This window comes from Acidovorax sp. 22279, assembly GCF_052045435.1.
GTDB classification, from domain to species: Bacteria; Pseudomonadota; Gammaproteobacteria; order Burkholderiales; family Burkholderiaceae_C; genus Acidovorax; species Acidovorax delafieldii.
This window is the reverse complement of record NZ_JBQEOV010000007.1, coordinates 61,046-80,984: the sequence shown is the minus strand read 5'-3', so window position 1 is coordinate 80,984 and position 19,939 is coordinate 61,046. Positions and strand designations below refer to the sequence as shown.

Below are 19,939 nucleotides of genomic sequence, written 5' to 3'. Positions count from 1 at the left end.
GTGTTGTATGGGCCACAAACTCAAGATTGCAGGATGGGTATCGGTAGGCGTGGTGGCGGGTGCGCTCACCACGGTGTCACTGCAAACGGTGGCGCGTGGCGCCATGACGCCGTTGCCGCTCGAAGAAATCCAGCAGTTGTCCGCCGTGTTCGGCCTGGTCAAGACCGATTACGTCGAGCCGGTCGATGACAAGAAGCTCATCACCGACGCCATCTCCGGCATGGTCTCCAGCCTGGATCCGCACTCGCAGTACTTCGACAAGAAGTCCTTCAAGGAATTCCGCGAAGGCACTTCGGGCCGCTTCGTGGGCGTGGGCATCGAGATCACGCAGGAAGACGGCCTGATCAAGATCGTGTCGCCCATCGAAGGCTCGCCTGCCTTCCGCGCCGGCCTCAAGACCAACGACCTGATCACCAAGATCGACGAAACCGCCGTCAAGGGCCTGGCGCTGAATGACGCCGTCAAGCGCATGCGCGGCGAGCCCAGTACCAAGGTCACCCTCACCATCTTCCGCAAGGACGAGAACCGCACGTTCCCCGTCACCATCACGCGCGAAGAGATCAAGACCCAGTCCGTCAAGGGCAAGGTGATCGAGCCCGGTTACGCTTGGATCCGCCTGTCGCAATTCCAGGAGCGCACGGTGGATGACTTTGTGCGCAAGGTGGAAGAGGTCTACAAGCAGGAGCCCAACCTCAAGGGCCTGGTGCTGGACCTGCGCAACGACCCGGGCGGCCTGCTGGATGCAGCCGTGGCAATTTCTGCGGCTTTCCTGCCCGAGAACGTGACGGTGGTCACCACCAATGGCCAGCTGGCCGACAGCAAGGCCACCTACAAGGCTGCCCCCGACTACTACCAGCGCCGCGGCGGCGGTGATCCGCTCAAACGCCTTCCCGCGTCCCTCAAGGCGGTGCCGCTGGTGGTGCTGGTCAACGAAGGCTCTGCCTCCGCCAGCGAGATCGTGGCTGGCGCGCTGCAGGACCACAAGCGCGCCACCATCATGGGCAGCCAGACCTTTGGCAAGGGCTCGGTGCAGACCGTGCGTCCGCTGGGGCCTGACACGGGCATCAAGCTGACCACCGCCCGCTATTACACGCCGAGTGGCAAGTCGATCCAGGCCAAGGGCATCGTGCCCGACGTGATGATTGACGAGTCGGAAGAGGGCAACATCTTTGCCGCCTTGCGCATGCGCGAGGCAGATCTGGACAAGCATTTAAACAGCGGCCAGGGTGAAGAGAAGAAGGACGAAGCCCGTGAAAAGGCCCGTGAGGAAGCCCGCAAGCGCATGGAAGAAGAAGCCAAGAAGCCTGCGGCCGACCGCAAGGTGCCCGAATTCGGTTCGGACAAAGACTTCCAGCTGGTGCAGGCCCTCAACCAGCTCAAGGGTCGCCCTGTGCTGGTCAGCAAGACGCTGACAGAGCGCAAGGAAGAAAAGAAAGAGAATTGAGCCTTTCGCGCTCTGACCCCGGGCTGGATTTCGCGAGGAATCCAGCCTTTTTCATGTCCGCCTGTTTCACCGTTGATTTTTTGGCCGCTGCAGGCCAGCCTTCCCATGACCGATGACCAGCTCCTGCGCTATTCCCGCCACATCCTGCTCGACGAGGTGGGCATTGAGGGACAGGAGCGGGTGTTGGAAGCCCATGCTCTCATCATCGGCGCTGGCGGGTTGGGGTCGCCCGCTGCGCTGTACTTGGCGTCCGCCGGTGTGGGCCACATCACACTCGTCGATGACGATGTGGTGGACCTGACCAACCTGCAGCGCCAGATTGCGCACACCACCGCGCGCGTGGGCAGTCCCAAGGTCCAGTCGGCGGCGCAGGCCATGGCCGACATCAACCCCGAGGTGCAGGTCACCGCGCTGCAGGCCCGGGTGGATGCGGCGGCTCTCGACAGTCTGGTGCGCGATGCCACAGTGGTACTCGACTGCAGCGACAACTATGCGACCCGCCAGGCGGTCAATGCCGCGTGTGTGCGTCACAACAAACCCTTGGTGGCGGGGGCTGTGATCCAGTTCGATGGGCAGATCACGGTGGTGGACCCGCGCGATGCGCAGTCGCCTTGTTATGCCTGCATCTTCCCGCCGGATGCGGAGTTTGAAGAAGTCCGCTGCTCCACGATGGGTGTATTTGCTCCGCTGGTGGGTGTGGTGGGTGCGATGCAGGCAGCCGAGGCGCTCAAGCTCATAGCGGGCGTGGGTCAGTCGCTGGCGGGTCGGCTGTTGATGCTCGATGGCCGGGCCATGGAGTGGAGCACCATGCGCGTTCAGCGCCACGCCCATTGCAAGGTGTGTGTTGCGCGGTAGGATTTTTCCTACATGGCCAGCGTGTTGTGGCTGGCAGAATCCGGCGCATGGAAGCCTTAAATTCAAGGCTAGGACAGCGTGACCCGCACTGTCCGTACACATGGACCCGCCCGTGAAACTGCGCACCTACATTGTTGAAGACAACGCGACCATCCGCGAGAACTTGATCGGAACTCTGGAGGAGTTGGCGTCTGTAGAAGCGGTGGGCGTGGCAGAAACCGAAGACGACGGTACGAACTGGTTGTCCTCGCACCCTGAGGAGTGGGACTTGGCCATCGTGGATCTGTTCTTGCGCCAGGGCAGCGGATTGGGTGTGCTGGCTGCCTGCCGCACGCGGCGGCCCGGCCAAAAAATGGTGGTGCTCAGCAATTACGCCACGCCGGATGTGCGCATGCGCTGTGCGCAGCTGGGTGTGGATGCAGTGTTTGACAAATCCAACGAGATCGACGCGTTGGTGGACTACTGCGTACAGCACAGCAGCCCGGCCCACGGGCTGGAGGCCGGTAGCGGCGGCGGTGTGTCAGCCGCCTCATCGGGCGCATCCCAGTGACACAACCCGCCGCCGCGTGCGTGGGTGCATGCGGCAGTCGGGGTGCTTCTTTTTCCTTCTTTTTCAGCGCAAAAGCAAGACCTGCCTACGCCCGGCAGCGCCGGGCTCTGGCCAGATCCTGGATGTCAGTCGATCAGGCGATTTTTGAGTGCGTAGTAGGTCAGGTCGCTGTTGGACGAGAGGCTCATCTTTTCCATCAGGCGTGTGCGGTACGTGCTCACCGTTTTCACGCTCAGCGACAACGACTTGGCGATATCGCCCGCCGTCTCTCCCTTGGCCAGCTTCAGGAACACCTGGAACTCTCGCTCAGACAGCTGCTCGTGCGGTGGCGCATCGTCCTTGCGGTTGAGTTGCTGTGCAAGCAATTCGGCCACGGCAGGCGTCAGGTAGCGGCGGCCCAGAGCGATGGTGCGAATGGCCTCCACGATCTCCGACGGCTCGCACTCCTTGTTCAGGTAACCACTGGCACCCTGGCGGATCAGGTTGATCGCGTAGTGTTCTTCAGGGTAGCCACTCAGGATCAGGATGCCCATGTCGGGCGCCTTGGCGCGCAGCATGGCCAGCGCGTCCAGCCCGCTTTGGCCAGGCATCGACAGGTCCATCAGCAGCACATCGATTTCCTTGTTGCGCACCAGGTCGATGGCCTCGCGGCCGTTGGCCGCCTCGCCCTCCACCCGCAAGTCCACGTGCTCGGACAAGAACTGCCGCAGCCCGGAACGAACAATCGCGTGGTCATCCACAATGCCAATCTTGATCATTGATGCTTCTTTCGAGGCGGCAGCAAAGGTGCTGCCGGTGTGTATTGAAGTCCAGGCGCTCGGCATGTGGTTGCATGGCTGGCGCACCTGGCAGGTAACGGGTCATTATCCAGAATAAGCGTATGAATCTCCAAGAAAACACCCGGCGTTGGTTACCAAAAGTCCGACAGATGGCCTTGAGCCTGCCCATGGCGCTGTTGGCGGCCATGGTGCTGGTGGGCATCAATGAAACGGGGCACATGCGTTCGCAGGACGCGGTGGAACAACTGGCCCAGGGGCTGACCACGCGGGCCGATGTGAACAAGCTGCTGCAAAGCATGCTGGATGCCGAAACCGGCCAGCGGGGTTATCTGCTTACGGGCAACGAGACCTACCTGGAACCGTATGACAAGGCCGTAGCGACCGTGCAGACCAACCTGGATCGCCTGCGCAACCAGTTCATGGCGTCGCCCGAGGACATGCAGGAGTTTGCGTTGCTGTCGCGGCAGATCTCGCGCAAGCTGGCTGAGATGGAGCTGAGCCTGCGCCTGCGCCGCCAGGGCAACGAAGACGCATGGAAGTTCATTCTGAACACGGATGTGGGCAAGGAGCACATGGAGGCGATCCGGCAGCACGCGCAAGAGCTGATTGCCCGCAGCGACCAGCGCCTGCAACAGGGGCGCGAGCAGATCGAGCAGTCGCTGATGCTGTCGCGCATCGGCATTGCCACGGTCACTGCCATTGGCCTGCTGGCGTTCTACATGTACCTGCGCCAGACGCAGGCGGTTCAGACCGTCAACCTGCGCGAGCAAGAGGTGCTGGAGCGTGAGCGCGACCGCCTGGAAGGGCTGGTGCGCGACCGCACGGCCACGCTGTCCGAATTGGCTAACCACTTGCAGCAGGTGCGCGAAGAAGAACGGGGTCATCTGGCGCGGGAACTGCACGACGAGCTGGGCGCGCTGCTGACGGCTGCCAAGCTGGATGTGGCGCGCCTCAAATCCAAGATCGATGCCACTGCGCCCGACATTGCCGAGCGCCTCAAGCACCTCACCGAAACGCTCAACAGCGGCATTGCGCTCAAGCGTCGCATCATCGAAGACCTGCGACCGTCGTCGCTGTCGAACCTGGGGCTCACCGCCGCACTGGAGATCCTGACACGTGAATACGCCGAGCGCGCAGGCATTGAGGTTGAGACCAGTCTGGAGGCCGTCCAACTGCCCGACGCAGCGCAGCTTACGGTGTATCGCATGGTGCAAGAGGCGCTGACCAACATCGGCAAGTACGCCAAGGCCAGCAAGGTGCTGGTGTCGGTGCACGGCTACCCCACGCATGTGGCGGTGCAGGTGCGCGACGATGGTGTGGGTTTCGACCCTGGCACCGTGCGCCCCACTTCGCACGGCTTGGCTGGCATGCGCCACCGGGTCGAGGCAGCGGGCGGGCGCCTCACGCTCACTTCGCGGCCTGGCAATGGCACCTTGTTGTCGGCCGTGCTGCCGCTGCCGCGCACCTCGTCGGAGCCGCGCCGCAACGCCGCTGCGCACGACGCCTGAGGCATACGCCGCCTTCTTCCCGCGTCTCCCTCATTCCCTGCATTGCGTGGCGCAGCGCATGCAGGCCCACGTGCGGCACCTGCGGGCTGTGGGCACGCCATGCCCGGGGCCAGCGTTCCTTTGTGGCGTGCCTGCGCTGCAGCCGCTTGTGCGCGCTACCGTGCGCCCGGTCCGGCCAGTGCGCGCCGTCCTACATGACCCCCACTGCGCCGCCGACATGGGCGCGCGCCGCGCACCGGCATCCAGGGCACAAGTAGATACCTACAGTTGGTCCCAGGCGTTGAGGTTTTGGCGCCACCCGATCTGCCGGCAAGCCGGCCACCCATAAGGAGATGGAAATGTTGCACTACGCAGTTGTTTTTCTGGTGATCGCGCTGATTGCAGCCCTCTTCGGTTTTGGCGGTATTGCTGCCGGTGCCGTGGGCATTGCGAAGATTCTGTTCTTTGTGTTCGTGATCATGGCTGTCGTCACCTTTGTGCTGGGGCTCCTGAAAAAGGGGTGAGTCAGGCCGCAATGCCTGGACTGCTGCCCTTCACCCCCTCCCGCATCCCCTGTACCCCATACCCCAAGGAGTTTCCCCATGAGCCTTCAGACCGCTACCGACAAAGTGACCCACGGTGTTCGCAACCTGGCCGACGACGTGCTGCAAAGCGCGCAGGACGCAGTGCAGACCACTCGGGCTGCCGCCGACCAGTCGCTGGACAAGGCCGAAGAAAGCGTGCGCGCCCTGCGCCGCCAGACCGACCCGGCGATTGATGACCTGGCCGCCCGTGCACAGGACCTGGCTGCTCGCAGCATTGACTACTGCGCCGAGACCAGCGCGCGTGCACGCCGTCAGATCCAGCAGGCAGCCGAAGTCACCGGCAAGTATGTGGCCGAGCAGCCCGGCAAGTCGCTGGTCATCGCCGCCGCATCGGGGGCTTTGCTGGCCACCGTGGCGATGTGGATGTCCCGCCGGCGCAATGCATACTGAGGGCTAGCACACCGGTGTTTACACGCTGGTGCCTTGCCCACAGCGCCTGGCTATGCGCCAGCGCTGTCCTTTTTCCCACAGTCCGCCGGTCGCGGAGGGTGCAACAGACCGGTGGACTGAACATGTCCCAGCACCCGCGTTCCCAACCATTCTTGAACAAGGAAAACACCATGAAATACGCACGTGCCCTCGCTTTTGCCGCAGTTGCCGGTATCACCATCGTCACAGCCACCGGTTGCTCGGTGGCCCGCGAACAGCAAACAGTTGGCTCCTATGTGGATGACGCCGGCATCACCACCGCCGTGAAGGCCAAGATGGCCGAAGACAAGAACGTGTCTGCCACCTCCATCAGCGTGGAAACGCTCAATGGCACGGTGCAGCTGTCGGGCTTTGCCAAGTCGCAGGCTGAAAAGAACCAGGCCGAAAATATTGCGCGCAACACCAAGCATGTGCGCGAAGTGCGCAACAGCATCGTTGTGCGGCCCTGACCGGTAGGGCTGACGCCCTGCACCCGAGGCCCCACGCCCCTGGCGCAGTGGCTTCGATCCTGAAGCAGGCTCCGGGCATGTCCCGGGGCCTGCTTTTTTCATGGGCCCACCCTGGCGCTGCAAAAGGGGGCCGTGCGTTGTTTCTCCTCACTGCTCCGTTCCACGGGGTATAAGCTCCACACCATGCGGGTATTCAATTGCGACCATTGCGGTCATCTGGTGTTTTTCGATAGCGTGCAGTGCCTGCATTGCGGCAGTGCGCTGGCCTTCTTGCCCGATGTGCTGACCATGGCTGCCCTGGCCCCTGCACCGCAGGACGGTGCCGACCTGTGGCGCCGCCAAGGGGGGCAGGGCAGTGCGCACTACAGCGGGCGCCTGTACCGCATGTGCCGCAACCACACGGACCATCAAGCCTGCAACTTCGCGATACCCGCCAACGACTTTGCGGAGCTGTGTGTGTCGTGCCGCCAGACCCGGGTGATGCCCGACCTGTCCGAGCCTGCCAACATGGGGCGCTGGATGCAGATCGAAGCGGCCAAGCGGCGGCTGTTCTACAGCCTGGCCCGCCTGGGCCTGGAGCCGGCGCCCGGGCGTACCGGTCCGGTGTTCGAGTTTTTGGCCGAGGTGCCGGGCGGACCGCCTGTGCTGACGGGCCACCACAGTGGGACCATCACGCTCAACGTGGCCGAGGCGGACGACGACGAACGCGCGCGCCGCCGCATCGCGCTGGGTGAGCCCTACCGCACTCTGATCGGTCACCTGCGCCATGAGTCCGGCCACTTCTATTGGGACCAGCTGGTGCGCGACGGCGGGCGGCTGGACGACTTCAGACAGATGTTTGGTGACGAGCGCCAGGACTACGCAGCGGCGCTGGAGGCGCACTACGCCAAGGGCAACGAAGGCAGTGACTGGGCCAACCACCATGTGAGTGCCTATGCCGCCGCCCACCCCTGGGAAGACTGGGCTGAAACCTGGGCCCATTACCTGCACATGATCGACCTGCTGGAAACCTCGGCCAGCTATGCCACCGAGGTCACCATTCCCGGTATCTATGGCGCGCAGCGCAGCAGCGCCATCGATCCGTTTGCCAGCCCGGCGCCCGACTTTCAGTCCATGGTGCAACACTTGGTGCCGCTGACGCTGCTGCTCAACAGCCTTACGCGCAGCCTGGGTCAACCTGATGCCTACCCGTTCGCGCTGGCGGGTGAGGTGCTGGCCAAGCTGCGCTTTGTGCACGACATGGTGCGTGCAGCGGCCGCGCGTCCTGCCCCTGTGGCCACCATGGCACCCATGCCGCCACCCTCGCCGGCTGCGAATCAAGGTATCAAAAAGAATAGCAAAACAGCCAATAAAGACCGGCGCTAGAGAGCGATTCGGCCGAAATATTGACGGTGGCTGTCGGCCGGGCATGAAAACGGCCTGGAACTTGCTTGAGGGCTTGCAGGAGATTGGCTCTCATGCAGAAGTTCGACGAGATGGTTACCCGGCTGCCCCTGGCCGGCCTGGGCGGTGCGGCAGGCTGGGCGGGCAGTGATGTACGGCCCCACTATGCGCGGTTTGCCCAGTGGCTGGCGCGCCAGAGTGCCGAATCCATGCAGGCGCGGCGCGCCGAGGCCGAGGTCATCTTCCGGCGCGTGGGCATCACCTTCGCCGTCTACGGCGCCAAGGACGAGGACGGCGCGGGCACCGAGCGGCTCATCCCCTTCGACCTGATCCCCCGCATCATTCCGCAGCAGGAATGGGCGCACATGCAGCGGGGCCTGGTGCAGCGGGTCACGGCGCTCAATCGCTTCATCCACGACGTGTACCACGGCCAGGACATCCTGCGCGCAGGCATCGTGCCTGCCGAGCAGATCCTGCGCAACGCCCAGTTCCGGCCGGAGATGGTCGGCGTTCATGTGCCGCTCGATATCTACTCCCACATCAGCGGCATCGACATCGTGCGGGCACCGGATGCGGCAGGCGAGGGCGTGTACTACGTGCTGGAAGACAACCTGCGCGTGCCCAGCGGCGTGAGCTACATGCTCGAAGACCGCAAGATGATGATGCGGCTGTTCCCCGAACTGTTCGCTCAGCACCAGGTGGCACCGGTGGCGCATTACCCGGACTTGCTGCTGGACACCCTGCGCGCCAGCGCCCCGGCCAGCGCGGCCGACCCGACCGTGGTGGTGCTGACCCCCGGCATGTACAACAGCGCCTATTTCGAGCACGCCTTCCTCGCGCAGCAGATGGGCGTGGAGCTGGTCGAGGGGCAGGACCTCGTGGTCAAGGACCAGTTTGTGTACATGCGCACCACGCGCGGGCTGCAGCGGGTGGACGTGATTTACCGCCGGGTGGATGACGACTTCCTCGATCCCGATGTCTTCCGCCCCACCTCCACCCTGGGTTGTGCGGGGCTCATGTCCGCCTACCGGGCCGGCAATGTCGCCATCTGCAACGCCGTGGGCACAGGCGTGGCGGACGACAAGTCCATCTACCCCTATGTGCCGGACATGATCCGCTTCTACCTAGGTGAGGAGCCCATCCTGCAGAACGTGCCCACCTGGATGTGCCGCAAGCCGGACGACCTGCGGTACGTGCTGGACCACCTGCATGAACTGGTGGTGAAGGAGGTGCATGGCGCGGGTGGCTACGGCATGCTGATTGGCCCTGCGGCCACCCGGGCCGAGATCGAGGCCTTCCGCGCCGCAGTCATCGCCAAGCCCGACGGCTACATCGCCCAGCCCACGCTGAGCCTCTCCAGCTGCCCCACCTATGTGGACAGCGGCATTGCGCCCCGCCACATCGACCTGCGGCCCTTTGTGCTCAGCGGCCAGAAGGTGCAGATGGTGGCGGGCGGCCTCACGCGCGTGGCGCTCAAGGAGGGGTCGCTGGTGGTCAATTCGTCGCAGGGCGGGGGCACCAAGGACACCTGGGTGCTGGGCGATCAGCCCGCTGCAGCACACATACCGTCATCACCAATGCAAACACAACGCCAAGGGAGGGAATGACCATGCTGAGCCGTACCGCCGATCATTTGTTCTGGATGGCCCGTTACACCGAACGGGCAGAAAAGCCCTGTGCAGCGGGGCTTTCGAAAAAATACCGCAAGCGTGTGCAACACGCTCGGGGTTTTCTGCCCTCGTCCAAGAAGGAGATCACATGCTGAGCCGCACCGCCGATCATTTGTTCTGGATGGCCCGGTACACCGAAAGGGCAGAGAACACCGCACGCATGCTCGACGTCAACTACCAGAGTGCGTTGCTACCCCAATCGACCGAGGTGGCTACCCTGGGCTGGCAGGGCTTGCTGTCCATCAGCGAGCTGCTGCCTGCCTACATCGCCCAGCATGGCGAGGTGACGCCCGCCAAGGTGCTCGACTTCATGGTCAAGAACCCGTCCAACCCGTCGTCCATCGTGGCCTGCCTGCAGGCTGCACGCGAGAACGCGCGGGCCGTGCGCGGTGCGCTCAACACCGAGGCCTGGGAGATCCAGAACCAGACCTGGCTCGAAGTGAACCGCCTGATCGCCAGCGGTGCTCTGGAGCAGGACCCGGCGCGATTCTTCGAATGGGTGAAGTTCCGCTCGCACCTCTCGCGGGGTGTGACGGTGGGCACCATGCTGCAGGACGAGGCGCTGCACTTCATGCGCCTGGGCACCTTTCTGGAGCGGGCCGACAACACGGCGCGGCTGCTGGATGTGAAGTTTCACGCGGTGCAGAGCGACTTCATGGGCGCGGCCACGGCGCAGGACCAGGACTACGACTTCTACCACTGGAGCGCCATCCTGCTCAGCGTGTCGGGCTTCGAGACCTACCGCAAGGTGTACCGCGACGTGATCACGCCCGAACGTGTGGCCGAGCTGCTGATCCTGCGGGCCGACATGCCCCGCTCACTGCACGCTTGCATGAAAGAGGTGCTGGGCAACCTCGACATGCTGGGCAGCGGCCAGTCGGCCGAGACCCAGCGGCACGCGGGGCGGCTGCTGGCGCACCTCAAGTTCGCACGCATCGATGAAATCCTGACCCATGGACTGCACGCCTACCTCACCCAGTTCCTGGAGCGGGTGAACGACCTGGGTGCGCGGATCAGCCGGGATTTTCTGGTGCCTGCGGCGGTGTGAGGGGTGTAGCTGGCGCGTCTGGCGCAGCGGCCATAGCGGCCGTAGCGGCCGTAGCGGCGGGCACCGGCTCCACCGTCACGCCCACCTGCAGCACATGGTGGTCGCCGCCGTGGATCACGCCGCGCAGCGGCGACACATCCGAAAAATCGCGGCCGATGGCCAGGGTCACATAGTCCTCGCCCGCCGCGCGGTCGTTGGTGGGGTCCAGGTCAAACCAGGTGTTGTCGTCTGATGCGCCATCACTTTCCTCGGCTGCCGGTGACCACACCGACACCCAGGCGTGCGAGGCATCGGCCCCCACCAGCCGGGGTTGCCCGGGCGGGGGCTCGGTCAGCAGGTAGCCGCTCACATACCGCGCCGCCAGGCCCAGGCTGCGCAGGCAGCCGATCATCACGTGGGCAAAGTCCTGGCACACGCCCCGGCGCAGCCGCAGCGATTCGAGCGCGGGCGTGCCCGCGTCGGTGGCGTTGGATGTGTAGGCAAAGTCGGCATGGATGCGCGACATCAGGTGGCGGGCGGCCTGCATCAGCGGTCGGCCGGGTACAAAGCTCTCGGCGGCATAAGCCACAAAGTCGGCATGCCGGGGAATATAGGGCGACGCAAAGCTGAACTCGGTGGCCGCGTGGTAGGGCTGGCCGCGCCGATAACCCAGGCGCTCGCGCACGGCCTCCCAGGGCTCGCCGGGCGGTGCGGCGGGCACGGGCAGGGTCTCCAGCAGGCTTTCGGCGCGCACCCGCAGTTGCTCGTGGGTGAACGGCAGGCTGAAGAACGCGCGGGTGTTGCCAAACACGTCCTGCACCATGTTGCACTGTGTTGGGGCGGGGTCCACCTGCAGGCTGTGGGTCAGCACGCGCTGCACCACGCCGGTGCGCGGACGCAGATGGGCCATGTGCTGGGCGTTTTGCACCGCCGGGCTGTAGTGGTACACCGTTTCGTGGATGACGCGCAGCTTCATAAAAATCCAGGCCTTGAAGTCGGACGCAGTGTGCGAAACTGGCACGCCAGAGGCGAGGGCGGCCGAGCATGGGCCGCCCCGCAGCAAAGGCTGCGTTCCCCTGCCCGCATCGCGCAGCGATGCGAGAGCGGGGGGAAGGCGCGCAGCGCCTCAGGGGGGTGTCCCATATCAAGCTCCTACGCTGTGCCGCAACGCATCGATGGAGTGGGTGAAGTAGCGCGTGGCCAGCACATCCGACAAGCCCATCACGCCCCGCACACACCGGCCCAGATATTCCTCCAGAGTGGCATGGCGGCCTTCGGCGTCCTGTGCGCACAGGGCCACCAGCGATAGGTCGGACGCTTCGGGGATGCCCGTGGCGGCGGATTCGCAGGGCGTACCCGCGGCCGCTTCGATCTTGGCAATGCGCCCGCGCAGCGTCTGCGCGACCCAGGCCAGCGAGCGGGGGTTGTCTCGGTCGATCACCAGCAGGTCCAGCAGGGCGGGCATGTCGCGCCGCTGCTGGTACTGCGCGTGGAAGGTGATGGTGCTGTCAAACAGCGCCACCATGGCCTCGAAGCCGCCTTCATCGTGCACGGCGCCGGTCTGCAGGCCACTTTCCAGCGCCGAGGCCAGAAAGCCCAGGCGCTCCAGATGGCGCCCGATGGACAGCAGGCGCCAGCCGTCGTCGCGGGTCATGCGGTCGGTCTGCTGGCCCGTCATGGCGGCGGTGTGGCCGCTCAGCCCTTCCAGCTGGCGCAGCGCGTCCAGTGGCGAGTAGTCACCGTCGTCTTCGGCCCCTGTGCGAGGCGCAAAAAACTCCGCCTCGGCGCGCACGATGAGGTTCCAGTGTTCCTGCGACAAACGGTCGCGCACGGCCGAGGCCGCACCCAGGATGCCGCGCAGGTTGTAGCCCACGCTGGTCACCTGCGCGGGCTGCGTCAGCCCGGCGATCAGCGAGCGCTCGAACACGCGCCGTGCCTGCCCGGCCGCAGGCACGGTCGGCAGCACCAGCCCCTGGCTCACGCCCATGGCGCTCAGCCAGGTCAGCAGCGGCTGCGAGGTCTGGTCCTCGCCATTGAGGCATTGCAGCGTGATGCGCGCCAGGCGCGTGACGTTCTCAGTGCGTTCGGTGTAGCGGCCCAGCCAGAACAGGTTTTCGGCCGCGCGGCTGGTCACCTGGCGGCTGCGGTGCACCACGGCGGGCGCGGCCTGGTTGTGGGCCAGCAGCGTGGTGGTGTCCACGGGGCCATCGGTCTGCACCCACACATCGGCGCTGCTGCCGCCGCGCTGCATCGACGTGATGCCGCTGTCGCCCTGGGCCAGGCGGGCCAGCCCGCCCGGCAGCACGCGCCACGAGCCTGGGCCGTGGCACACCGCAAACACGCGCAGCATCACCGAGCGGGGGGCGATGGGGCCACTGTCCTGGCCCGCACCCTCTGCGGCGTCACTGCGCCAGGTGGGCATTTGCGACAGCGGCAGGTGGGCCTGCACGGTGTATTCGTCGCCCTGGGCTTCGATGCGTGCGGACCACTGCGCCAGGTCTTGCGCCGACAGCGCACCGCCCAGCACGGGCACGCGCTGCGCCATGGGCCAGGTGGGGCGGATCACGCTGTGCGCGAGCTGCGGCAGCACCGCCTGCATGGCCGAGCGCTCGCCACACCACCAGGTGGGCAGAGACGGCAGGGCCAGCTCTTCGCCCAGCAGGTGGCGCGACAGCGCGGGCATGAAGCCCAGCAGCGCCGACGATTCGAGAAACGCCGAGCCCGGCGCATTGGCCACGAGCACATTGCCCGCGCGGATGGCCTGCAGCAGGCCTGGCACGCCCAGGCGCGAGTCGCTGCGCAGCTCCAGTGGGTCCAGAAACTCGTCGTCCAGGCGCTTGAGGATGCCGTGCACCGGCTGCAGGCCGTGCAGCGTCTTGAGGTACAGGCGCGCGTCGCGCACCGTGAGGTCGTTGCCCTCCACCAGCGTCAGACCCAGGTAGCGCGCCAGGTACGCGTGCTCAAAGTAGGTCTCGTTGTACGGGCCGGGCGTGAGCAGCACGATGCGCGCATCTGCCCCCGCTGGGCTCATCTGCCGCAGCCCGTCGAGCAGTGCGCGGTAGGTGGCGGCCAGGCGCTGCACATGCATCTGGCTGAACGCCTCGGGGAACAGGCGCGAGATGAGCAGCCGGTTCTCCAGCAAATACCCCAGGCCTGAGGGCGCCTGCGTGCGCTGCGTCACCACCCACCAGTCGCCCTGCGCATCGCGCGCCATGTCGAACGCCGCGATGTGCAAATGGGTGCCGCCCACGGGCTGCACGCCATGCATGGCGCGCAGGTAGCCCGGGTGGCCCTGCACCAGCGCGCTGGGCAGCAGGCCTTTGCGCAGCAGCTCCTGCGGGCCATACACGTCGGCCATCACGCGGTTGAGCAGGCGTGCGCGTTGCAGCACGCCGCGCTCGATGTGTGCCCAGTCCCCCTGCGAAAGGATCAGCGGGAACAGGTCCACCGACCAGGGCCGCTGCGGGCCGTCGGCGTCGGCATAGACGTTGTAGGTGATGCCGTTGTCGCGCACCTGGCGCTGCAGGCTCTGCATGCGCCGGTCCAGGTCCTGGAAGCCCTCGGGCCCCAATTGATCAAAGAATTGGCCCCAGGCGCTAGTGATATCTGGCTTGTTTGCTATTGATTTGGGAGTGGCTGATGCAGTGGCAGCGCCGGGGGCGTCCGCCACGCTGGCACCCCGCAGCTCGTCAAAATGCCCGGCCGCCGCAGCAGGCGCCAGTGCAGCCGCCAACTGTGCTGCGCTGTCAGAGGGGGCGGGGGTGGGGAGGCTGTCGTTGAGGTGGTTCACTGCGCTCAATTTTCGGGCATTTGGTCGACAACACTCTGCGGGTAACCCGCACCGTCGAAACTGGCGGGGCCGATGCCAGAGACGCCAAGCAAGGGCCGCCCCGCAGCAAGGGCGTCGTCCCCCTGGGGGGAAGGCGCGCAGCGACTCAGGGGGGCTTCTCTACCTCCGCATCTTGCGCCGCAGATCCAGCGTGAACGGAAACTCCCGGCTGCCCGGCAGTTCAATGGTCGCAGGCGGCACCGCCAGCCTGCCCGGCGTGTGGCCCATGCGCGAGAAGCGCGCCAGGCGGCGACTTTCGGCCTCATACGCGTTGACCGGGAAGGTGTCGTAGTTGCGCCCGCCCGGGTGCGCCACGTGGTACTGGCAGCCGCCGAGCGAGCGGTTCATCCAGGTGTCCACGATGTCGAACGTGAGCGGTGCGTGGGCGCCAATGGTCGGGTGCAGGGCCGAGGGCGGGTTCCAGGCCTTGTAGCGCACACCGGCCACAAACTCGCCGGTGGTGCCGGTGCTTTGCAGCGGCAGCGGCTGGCCGTTGACTGTGACCACATGGCGGCTTTCGTTCATGCCCGTCACGCGCACCTCGATGCGCTCCAGCGACGAGTCCACATAGCGCACGGTGCCCCCGGCGGAGCCTTCTTCGCCCATCACATGCCAGGGCTCCAGCGCGTTGCGCAGGGTCAGCTCCACACCCATCGATTGGACGGTGCCGACCATGGGGAAGCGGAACTCGAACTGCGGTGCAAACCAGGCCGCGTCAAACGCGTAGCCTGCGGCGTTCATCTCTGCCACCACGTCGTGCATGTCCTGCTGGATGAACGTGGGCAGCATCCAGCGGTCGTGCAGCTCGGTGCCCCAGCGGGCGGCGGGCGCGCGGTAGGGCGTCTTCCAGAAGCGGGCGATCAGGGCGCGCAGCAGCAGCTGCTGCACCACGCTCATGTGGGCGTGGGGCGGCATCTCGAAAGCGCGCAGCTCCAGAAGGCCCAGGCGGCCGGTGCTGCTGTCGGGCGAGAACATCTTGTCGATGGAAAACTCGCTACGGTGCGTGTTGCCCGTCACGTCCACCAGGATGTTGCGCAGTGTGCGGTCCACCAGCCAGGGCGGCATGTCCTGGCCATAGGTTGCGCGGTTGGCCTCGATCTCGCGCAGCGCAATCTCCAGCTCATACAGCTGGTCGTTGCGCGCCTCGTCCACGCGCGGCGACTGGCTGGTGGGGCCGATGAACAGGCCGCTGAACAGATAGCTCAGGCTGGGGTGGTTGTGCCAGTACAGCAGCAGGCTGGCCAGCAGCTCGGGCTTGCGCAAGAACGGCGAGTCGGCCGGTGTGGCGCCGCCCATCACAAAGTGGTTGCCGCCACCGGTGCCGGTGTGGCGGCCATCGGTCATGAACTTCTCGGCCGACAGGCGCGTCTCCCACGCGGCCTGGTACAGAAATTCGGTGTGCTGCACCAGCTCCTTCCAGTGGCTGGCGGGGTGGATGTTCACTTCGATCACGCCCGGGTCGGGCGTGACTGCCAGCACCTTCAGGCGCGCATCGCGCGGCGGCGGGTAGCCTTCCAGCACGATCTTCATGCCCAGCTCTTCGGCCGTGGCTTCGATGGCGGCCAGCAGGTCCAGGTAATCATGGAGGCGCGACAGCGGCGGCATGAAGACATAGAGCACGCCGTACTTTTCGCCCACCTTCTCGGCCTTGGGGCCGCTGGAGCGGCGCGGGTCGCGCACTTCCACACACAGCGCCGTGCGCGACAGGCCTGCGGCCGACTGGAACTTGCCCGGGGGCTGCACGCCCGCATGCGGGTCGGGCTGACCGGACAGGCGCGCGTTATCACCACCCGCAGTGCTCTGCGTTACGCGCCGTGCCTCGCCCGGGGCGGTGGCGCCTGCCAGGTAGGGCAGGTCGCGGTCGCCGGTGACCGGGCCGGATGGCACGGAATACCGCGCCCGCAGCGTGCTGGCAGCGGCCAGCGGGCTCTGGGGCGCGGTCGGGTCTTGCGGGATCAGGTGCTCGGTGTCTGATGCCTTCACCCAGGGCAGGGCGTCCAGCGGCAGGCGGTAGCCCATGGGCGAATCGCCGGGGATGAGCAGCATGCGGTCGTCGCGGAAGAACCACGGCCCCGTGCTCCACACGCTGCCCGCCAGCGTGCCAGCGCCTTCGCCTGCCTGCAGCGGCAGCACGTAGCCCACCACGCTGTCGAGTTTTTGCTCGAACACGCGGCGCAGGCGCGCGCGCTCCAGCTCATCGTCCAGGCGCGCGTCAAACGGGTCCACGTTGACCGGCAGGCGCCGCTCGCGCCACAGGTAGTAGAAGGTGTCTTCATAACCGGGCTGGATGTAGCGGTCCGTCACGCCCAGCTTGCGCGTGAGGTGGCGCACAAAACGCTCGGCGTCGGCGCTGGTGTAGTGCGAGGGGTTGCGCTCGTCGGCAAACAGCGCGGGGTTCTGCCACGCGGGCTGGCCGTCGGCGCGCCAGCAGATCGACAGCGCCCAGCGCGGCAGCTGTTCGCCCGGGTACCACTTGCCCTGGCCAAAGTGCAGAAAGCCGCCCTGTCCATATTCGGCACGCAGCTTGTGCGTGAGTTCGGTGGCAAAGCCGCGTTTGGTGGGGCCCAGCGCGTCGGTGTTCCACTCGGGCGCGTCGCGGTCGCCCACGGCCACAAAGGTGGGCTCGCCGCCCATCGTCAGCCGCACGTCGCCCGCCACCAGGTCTGCGTCCACCTGCTCGCCCAGCGCCAGCACAGCCTGCCACTGGTCTTCGGTGTAGGGCTTGGTCACGCGGGGCGATTCAAAAATGCGCGTCACGCGCATCTCATGGCTGAACTCCACCTCGGCTTTGTCCACGCCGCCTTCAATCGGCGCGGCGCCCGAGGGCTGGGGTGTGCAAGCGAGCGGGATGTGGCCCTCGCCCGCCATCAGGCCGCTGGTGGCATCGAGGCCGATCCAGCCTGCGCCGGGCAGGTAGACCTCGCACCAGGCGTGCAGGTCGGTGAAGTCGTGGTCGGTGCCGCTGGGGCCATCGAGCGCCTTCACATCGGGCGTGAGCTGGATCAGGTAGCCCGACACAAACCGCGCCGCCAGCCCCAGGTGGCGCAGCAGCTGCACCAGCAGCCAGCCGGAGTCGCGGCACGAGCCGCTGGCTTTTTGCAGCGTCTCCTCGGGTGTCTGCACGCCGGGCTCCAGGCGGATCAGGTAGCGGATGTCCTGCGATACCTGCTGGTTGAGCTTGACCAGGAAATCGATGGTGCGCTGCTTGCTGCGGTCCACCTTGTCCAGATAGGCCTGCACCAGCGGTGTCATCGGGTCGGTGGCCAGGTAGGGCGCCAGCTCCTGCTGCACATCGCTGCTGTACTTGAAAGGGATGTTCTCGGCCTCGGGCTCCAGGAAGAAGTCGAAGGGGTTGTACACCGCCATTTCCACCACCAGGTCCACCGTGACCTTGAACTCGCGCGTCTTCTCGGGGAAGACCAGCCGCGCCTGGTAGTTGGCAAACGGGTCCTGCTGCCAGTTGATGAAGTGCTGCGCAGGCTCGACCTTGAGCGAATACGAAATGACGTTGCTGCGGCAGTGGGGCGCGGGCCGCAATCGGATGGTCTGTGGCCCGAGGCCTACCAGCCGGTCGTATTGGTAATGCGTGACGTGGTGGAGCGCGGCGTGGATAGGCATATGCAGGCCATGCTAGCAAGTCCCGAGCCATCGCGGGCAACTATTCCGGGGGCGGTGACAAGCGGTCATCGGCTGTTCACAATGTGCGGTCCGTGCCCCGCTGCTGGGGCTGTCTCTCTTTAGCTTATCGCGCACCAACTTGGTGATGCCCTGATTCACCCATGTCCCATTCCCCCCAACTTCTGCTCCTGCCCGGCCTCGCGGCCGATGAACGCATGTGGCGCGGCGTGCTGCCGCTGCTGCCCGCCGCGCTGCGCCCCGAGGTCGCCACCGCCCACCAGGATGTGAACCTGCACCGCATCGAAGACTTTGCCGCACGCCTGCTGGCACAGCACGCGGGGCCGCTGGTGCTGGCGGGTGCGTCGATGGGCGGCATGATCGCCATGGAGGCCGCGCGCCAGGCGCCGCAGCGTGTGGCAGGGCTGGCGCTGCTGGGTACCACCGCGCGGCCCGAGACGCCCGACATGCGCGCCCTGCGCGAAGGCGCCATCGCGCTGTTTGAACAGGGCCGCATGCGCGAAGTCATCGAGCCCAACGTGGCCCTGGCCTTCCACCCCGTGAACGCCGCCAAAGCGGACCTGGTGCAGGCCTACCTGGACTTTGTGCTGGATGCGGGCCCCGACCACCTGGTGCGCCAGAACCGCGCCGTGATCCATCGGCCCGATGCGCGGGTGCATCTGCCGCAGGTGGCCTGCCCCGTGCTGGTGGTGTGTGGCGCGGCCGACCAGCTCACGCCGCCGGAATGCTCGGCAGAGATTGCGGCGCTGGTGCCCGGCGCCGAACACCACCTGCTGCCCGACAGCGGCCACATGCTGACCATGGAGCAGCCCGAGGTGGTGACCCGCTTGCTGGTGCAGTGGCTGGCCCGCAACGGGTGGATTTGAATAAATTGAAGAGTTTTTGGCTGCAAGCGCCAGTGGAATTTGCCTGAGAAGCTATGAAAATAGTAGCTAATCAGAACTCCAGGTTGTCAATCAGCCGCGTGCTGCCCAGCCGCGCTGCACCCAGCGCCACCAGCGTGCCCGCGGCATCGGCGGCCGTGGCGGGCAGCAGGTCGGCACGGCGGCGCACCGTGAGGTAGTCGGGCGCCCAGCCCCGCGCGCGCAAGGCATCTTGCGCCTGGGCCTCCAGCGTGCTGCGGTCGCTGGCGTCCAGCCACTGCTGCGCCAGTCGCTTCAGGGCCTGCGACAGGGCCACGGCCTCCTGCCGTTCTTCCAGTCCCAGGTAGCCATTGCGCGAGCTCAGCGCCAGCCCGTCCGCTGCGCGGCAGGTTTCGCCCGCCACGACGTCAATGGGCAGCGCAAACTGCCGCACCATGTGGCGGATCACCATGAGCTGCTGGTAGTCCTTCTTGCCAAACACGGCCGTGCCGCCGGTCTGGCCCAGCACGCTGGCAAACAGCTTCATCACCACCGTGCTCACGCCCACAAAAAAGCCGGGGCGAAAGTGCCCTTCCAGCATGTCGGCCAGCACCGGGTCAGGGTGCACCTTGAAGGTCTGGGGCTCGGGGTACAGGTCCGTCTCGCGCGGGGCAAACAGCACATCGCAACCGGCGGCCTGCAACTGGGCGCAGTCGGCCTCCCAGGTGCGCGGGTAGCTGTCAAAGTCCTCGTGCGGCAGAAACTGCAGGCGGTTCACGAAGATGCTGGCCACGGTCACATCGCCCAGAGGCTTGGCCTGGCGCACCAGGGCAATGTGCCCCTCATGCAGGTTGCCCATGGTGGGCACAAACGCAGGGCGGCGGTAGGGGGCCAGGGCCTGGCGCAGGTCGGCAACGGAGCGGGCAATCAGCATGGGGTCGGAGGGGTCAGAAG

The 19,939-nt window shown here is 66.0% G+C and carries 18 protein-coding genes; 13 read left to right on the top strand and 5 right to left on the bottom strand.

Annotated features, from left to right (window positions below; all coding sequences use genetic code 11):
* Nucleotides 1-7 precede the first annotated feature (7 nt).
* The 3 genes from ACTJKQ_RS10965 (at nt 8) to ACTJKQ_RS10955 (ending at nt 2,849) form a co-directional block, all read left to right on the top strand.
* The gene (locus ACTJKQ_RS10965) at nt 8-1,444 is read left to right on the top strand and encodes a S41 family peptidase (protein WP_056065928.1); all 1,437 of its coding nucleotides are present in this window, start codon (nt 8-10) and stop codon (nt 1,442-1,444) included.
* 105 nt (nt 1,445-1,549) lie between these two features.
* Nucleotides 1,550-2,299, top strand: coding sequence for a HesA/MoeB/ThiF family protein (locus tag ACTJKQ_RS10960; RefSeq protein ID WP_056066553.1), 750 nt, complete (start codon nt 1,550-1,552; stop codon nt 2,297-2,299).
* A gap of 112 nt (nt 2,300-2,411) precedes the next feature.
* Nucleotides 2,412-2,849: a response regulator gene (locus ACTJKQ_RS10955; protein WP_099732203.1), complete on the top strand. Its 438-nt coding sequence runs from the start codon at nt 2,412-2,414 to the stop codon at nt 2,847-2,849.
* Between the two features lie 125 nt (nt 2,850-2,974).
* On the opposite strand, the gene ACTJKQ_RS10950 is transcribed toward ACTJKQ_RS10955, so the two are convergent.
* Nucleotides 2,975-3,607: a response regulator gene (locus ACTJKQ_RS10950; protein WP_056065924.1), complete on the bottom strand. Its 633-nt coding sequence runs from the start codon at nt 3,605-3,607 to the stop codon at nt 2,975-2,977.
* Between ACTJKQ_RS10950 and ACTJKQ_RS10945 the strand changes: the two genes are divergently transcribed.
* The 9 genes from ACTJKQ_RS10945 to ACTJKQ_RS10905 all read left to right on the top strand — a co-directional run bounded on the left by ACTJKQ_RS10945 (nt 3,600) and on the right by ACTJKQ_RS10905 (nt 10,699).
* Complete coding sequence (locus ACTJKQ_RS10945; RefSeq protein ID WP_255356923.1) at nt 3,600-3,725, top strand: hypothetical protein; 126 nt, start codon at nt 3,600-3,602, stop codon at nt 3,723-3,725. The two genes, ACTJKQ_RS10950 and ACTJKQ_RS10945, sit on opposite strands and share 8 nt — an antisense overlap.
* 4 nt (nt 3,726-3,729) lie before the next feature.
* On the top strand, nt 3,730-5,136 hold the full coding sequence (locus ACTJKQ_RS10940; RefSeq protein ID WP_056065921.1) for a sensor histidine kinase: 1,407 nt from the start codon (nt 3,730-3,732) through the stop codon (nt 5,134-5,136).
* Between the two features lie 338 nt (nt 5,137-5,474).
* The gene (locus ACTJKQ_RS10935; protein WP_010463174.1) at nt 5,475-5,639 is read left to right on the top strand and encodes a DUF1328 domain-containing protein; all 165 of its coding nucleotides are present in this window, start codon (nt 5,475-5,477) and stop codon (nt 5,637-5,639) included.
* 78 nt (nt 5,640-5,717) lie between these two features.
* The gene (locus ACTJKQ_RS10930; protein WP_056065917.1) at nt 5,718-6,110 is read left to right on the top strand and encodes a hypothetical protein; all 393 of its coding nucleotides are present in this window, start codon (nt 5,718-5,720) and stop codon (nt 6,108-6,110) included.
* 170 nt (nt 6,111-6,280) lie between these two features.
* Entirely contained in the window at nt 6,281-6,598 is a 318-nt protein-coding gene (locus tag ACTJKQ_RS10925; RefSeq protein ID WP_056066545.1) for a BON domain-containing protein, read from the top strand.
* Nucleotides 6,599-6,781: 183 nt separating this feature from the next.
* Nucleotides 6,782-7,963 carry a zinc-binding metallopeptidase family protein gene (locus tag ACTJKQ_RS10920; protein ID WP_146871748.1) on the top strand — a complete coding sequence of 394 codons (1,182 nt, stop codon included), beginning with the start codon at nt 6,782-6,784 and terminating at the stop codon, nt 7,961-7,963.
* Nucleotides 7,964-8,055: 92 nt separating this feature from the next.
* Nucleotides 8,056-9,588, top strand: coding sequence for a circularly permuted type 2 ATP-grasp protein (locus tag ACTJKQ_RS10915; protein WP_440596840.1), 1,533 nt, complete (start codon nt 8,056-8,058; stop codon nt 9,586-9,588).
* 2 nt (nt 9,589-9,590) lie between these two features.
* Entirely contained in the window at nt 9,591-9,746 is a 156-nt protein-coding gene (locus ACTJKQ_RS10910; RefSeq protein ID WP_440596839.1) for an alpha-E domain-containing protein, read from the top strand.
* The gene (locus tag ACTJKQ_RS10905; protein WP_440596838.1) at nt 9,740-10,699 is read left to right on the top strand and encodes an alpha-E domain-containing protein; all 960 of its coding nucleotides are present in this window, start codon (nt 9,740-9,742) and stop codon (nt 10,697-10,699) included. The genes ACTJKQ_RS10910 and ACTJKQ_RS10905 overlap by 7 nt, the downstream gene beginning before the upstream one ends.
* Here ACTJKQ_RS10905 and ACTJKQ_RS10900 read toward each other — a convergent pair.
* From ACTJKQ_RS10900 to ACTJKQ_RS10890, 3 genes are all read right to left on the bottom strand, one after another.
* A complete protein-coding gene (locus tag ACTJKQ_RS10900) occupies nt 10,665-11,654 on the bottom strand; it encodes a transglutaminase family protein (RefSeq protein ID WP_440596837.1) in 990 nt (329 codons plus the stop codon). The two genes, ACTJKQ_RS10905 and ACTJKQ_RS10900, sit on opposite strands and share 35 nt — an antisense overlap.
* 168 nt (nt 11,655-11,822) lie before the next feature.
* Nucleotides 11,823-14,468, bottom strand: coding sequence for a circularly permuted type 2 ATP-grasp protein (locus ACTJKQ_RS10895; protein WP_440596836.1), 2,646 nt, complete (start codon nt 14,466-14,468; stop codon nt 11,823-11,825).
* Nucleotides 14,469-14,627: 159 nt separating this feature from the next.
* On the bottom strand, nt 14,628-18,125 hold the full coding sequence (locus ACTJKQ_RS10890) for a DUF2126 domain-containing protein (RefSeq protein ID WP_440596835.1): 3,498 nt from the start codon (nt 18,123-18,125) through the stop codon (nt 14,628-14,630).
* Nucleotides 18,126-18,286: 161 nt separating this feature from the next.
* On the opposite strand from ACTJKQ_RS10890, the gene ACTJKQ_RS10885 reads away from it, so the two are divergent.
* Nucleotides 18,287-19,009 carry an alpha/beta fold hydrolase gene (locus tag ACTJKQ_RS10885; RefSeq protein WP_440596834.1) on the top strand — a complete coding sequence of 241 codons (723 nt, stop codon included), beginning with the start codon at nt 18,287-18,289 and terminating at the stop codon, nt 19,007-19,009.
* A gap of 70 nt (nt 19,010-19,079) precedes the next feature.
* On the opposite strand, the gene panC is transcribed toward ACTJKQ_RS10885, so the two are convergent.
* Complete coding sequence (gene panC / locus ACTJKQ_RS10880; RefSeq protein WP_440596833.1) at nt 19,080-19,919, bottom strand: pantoate--beta-alanine ligase; 840 nt, start codon at nt 19,917-19,919, stop codon at nt 19,080-19,082.
* Nucleotides 19,920-19,939: the final 20 nt, after the last annotated feature.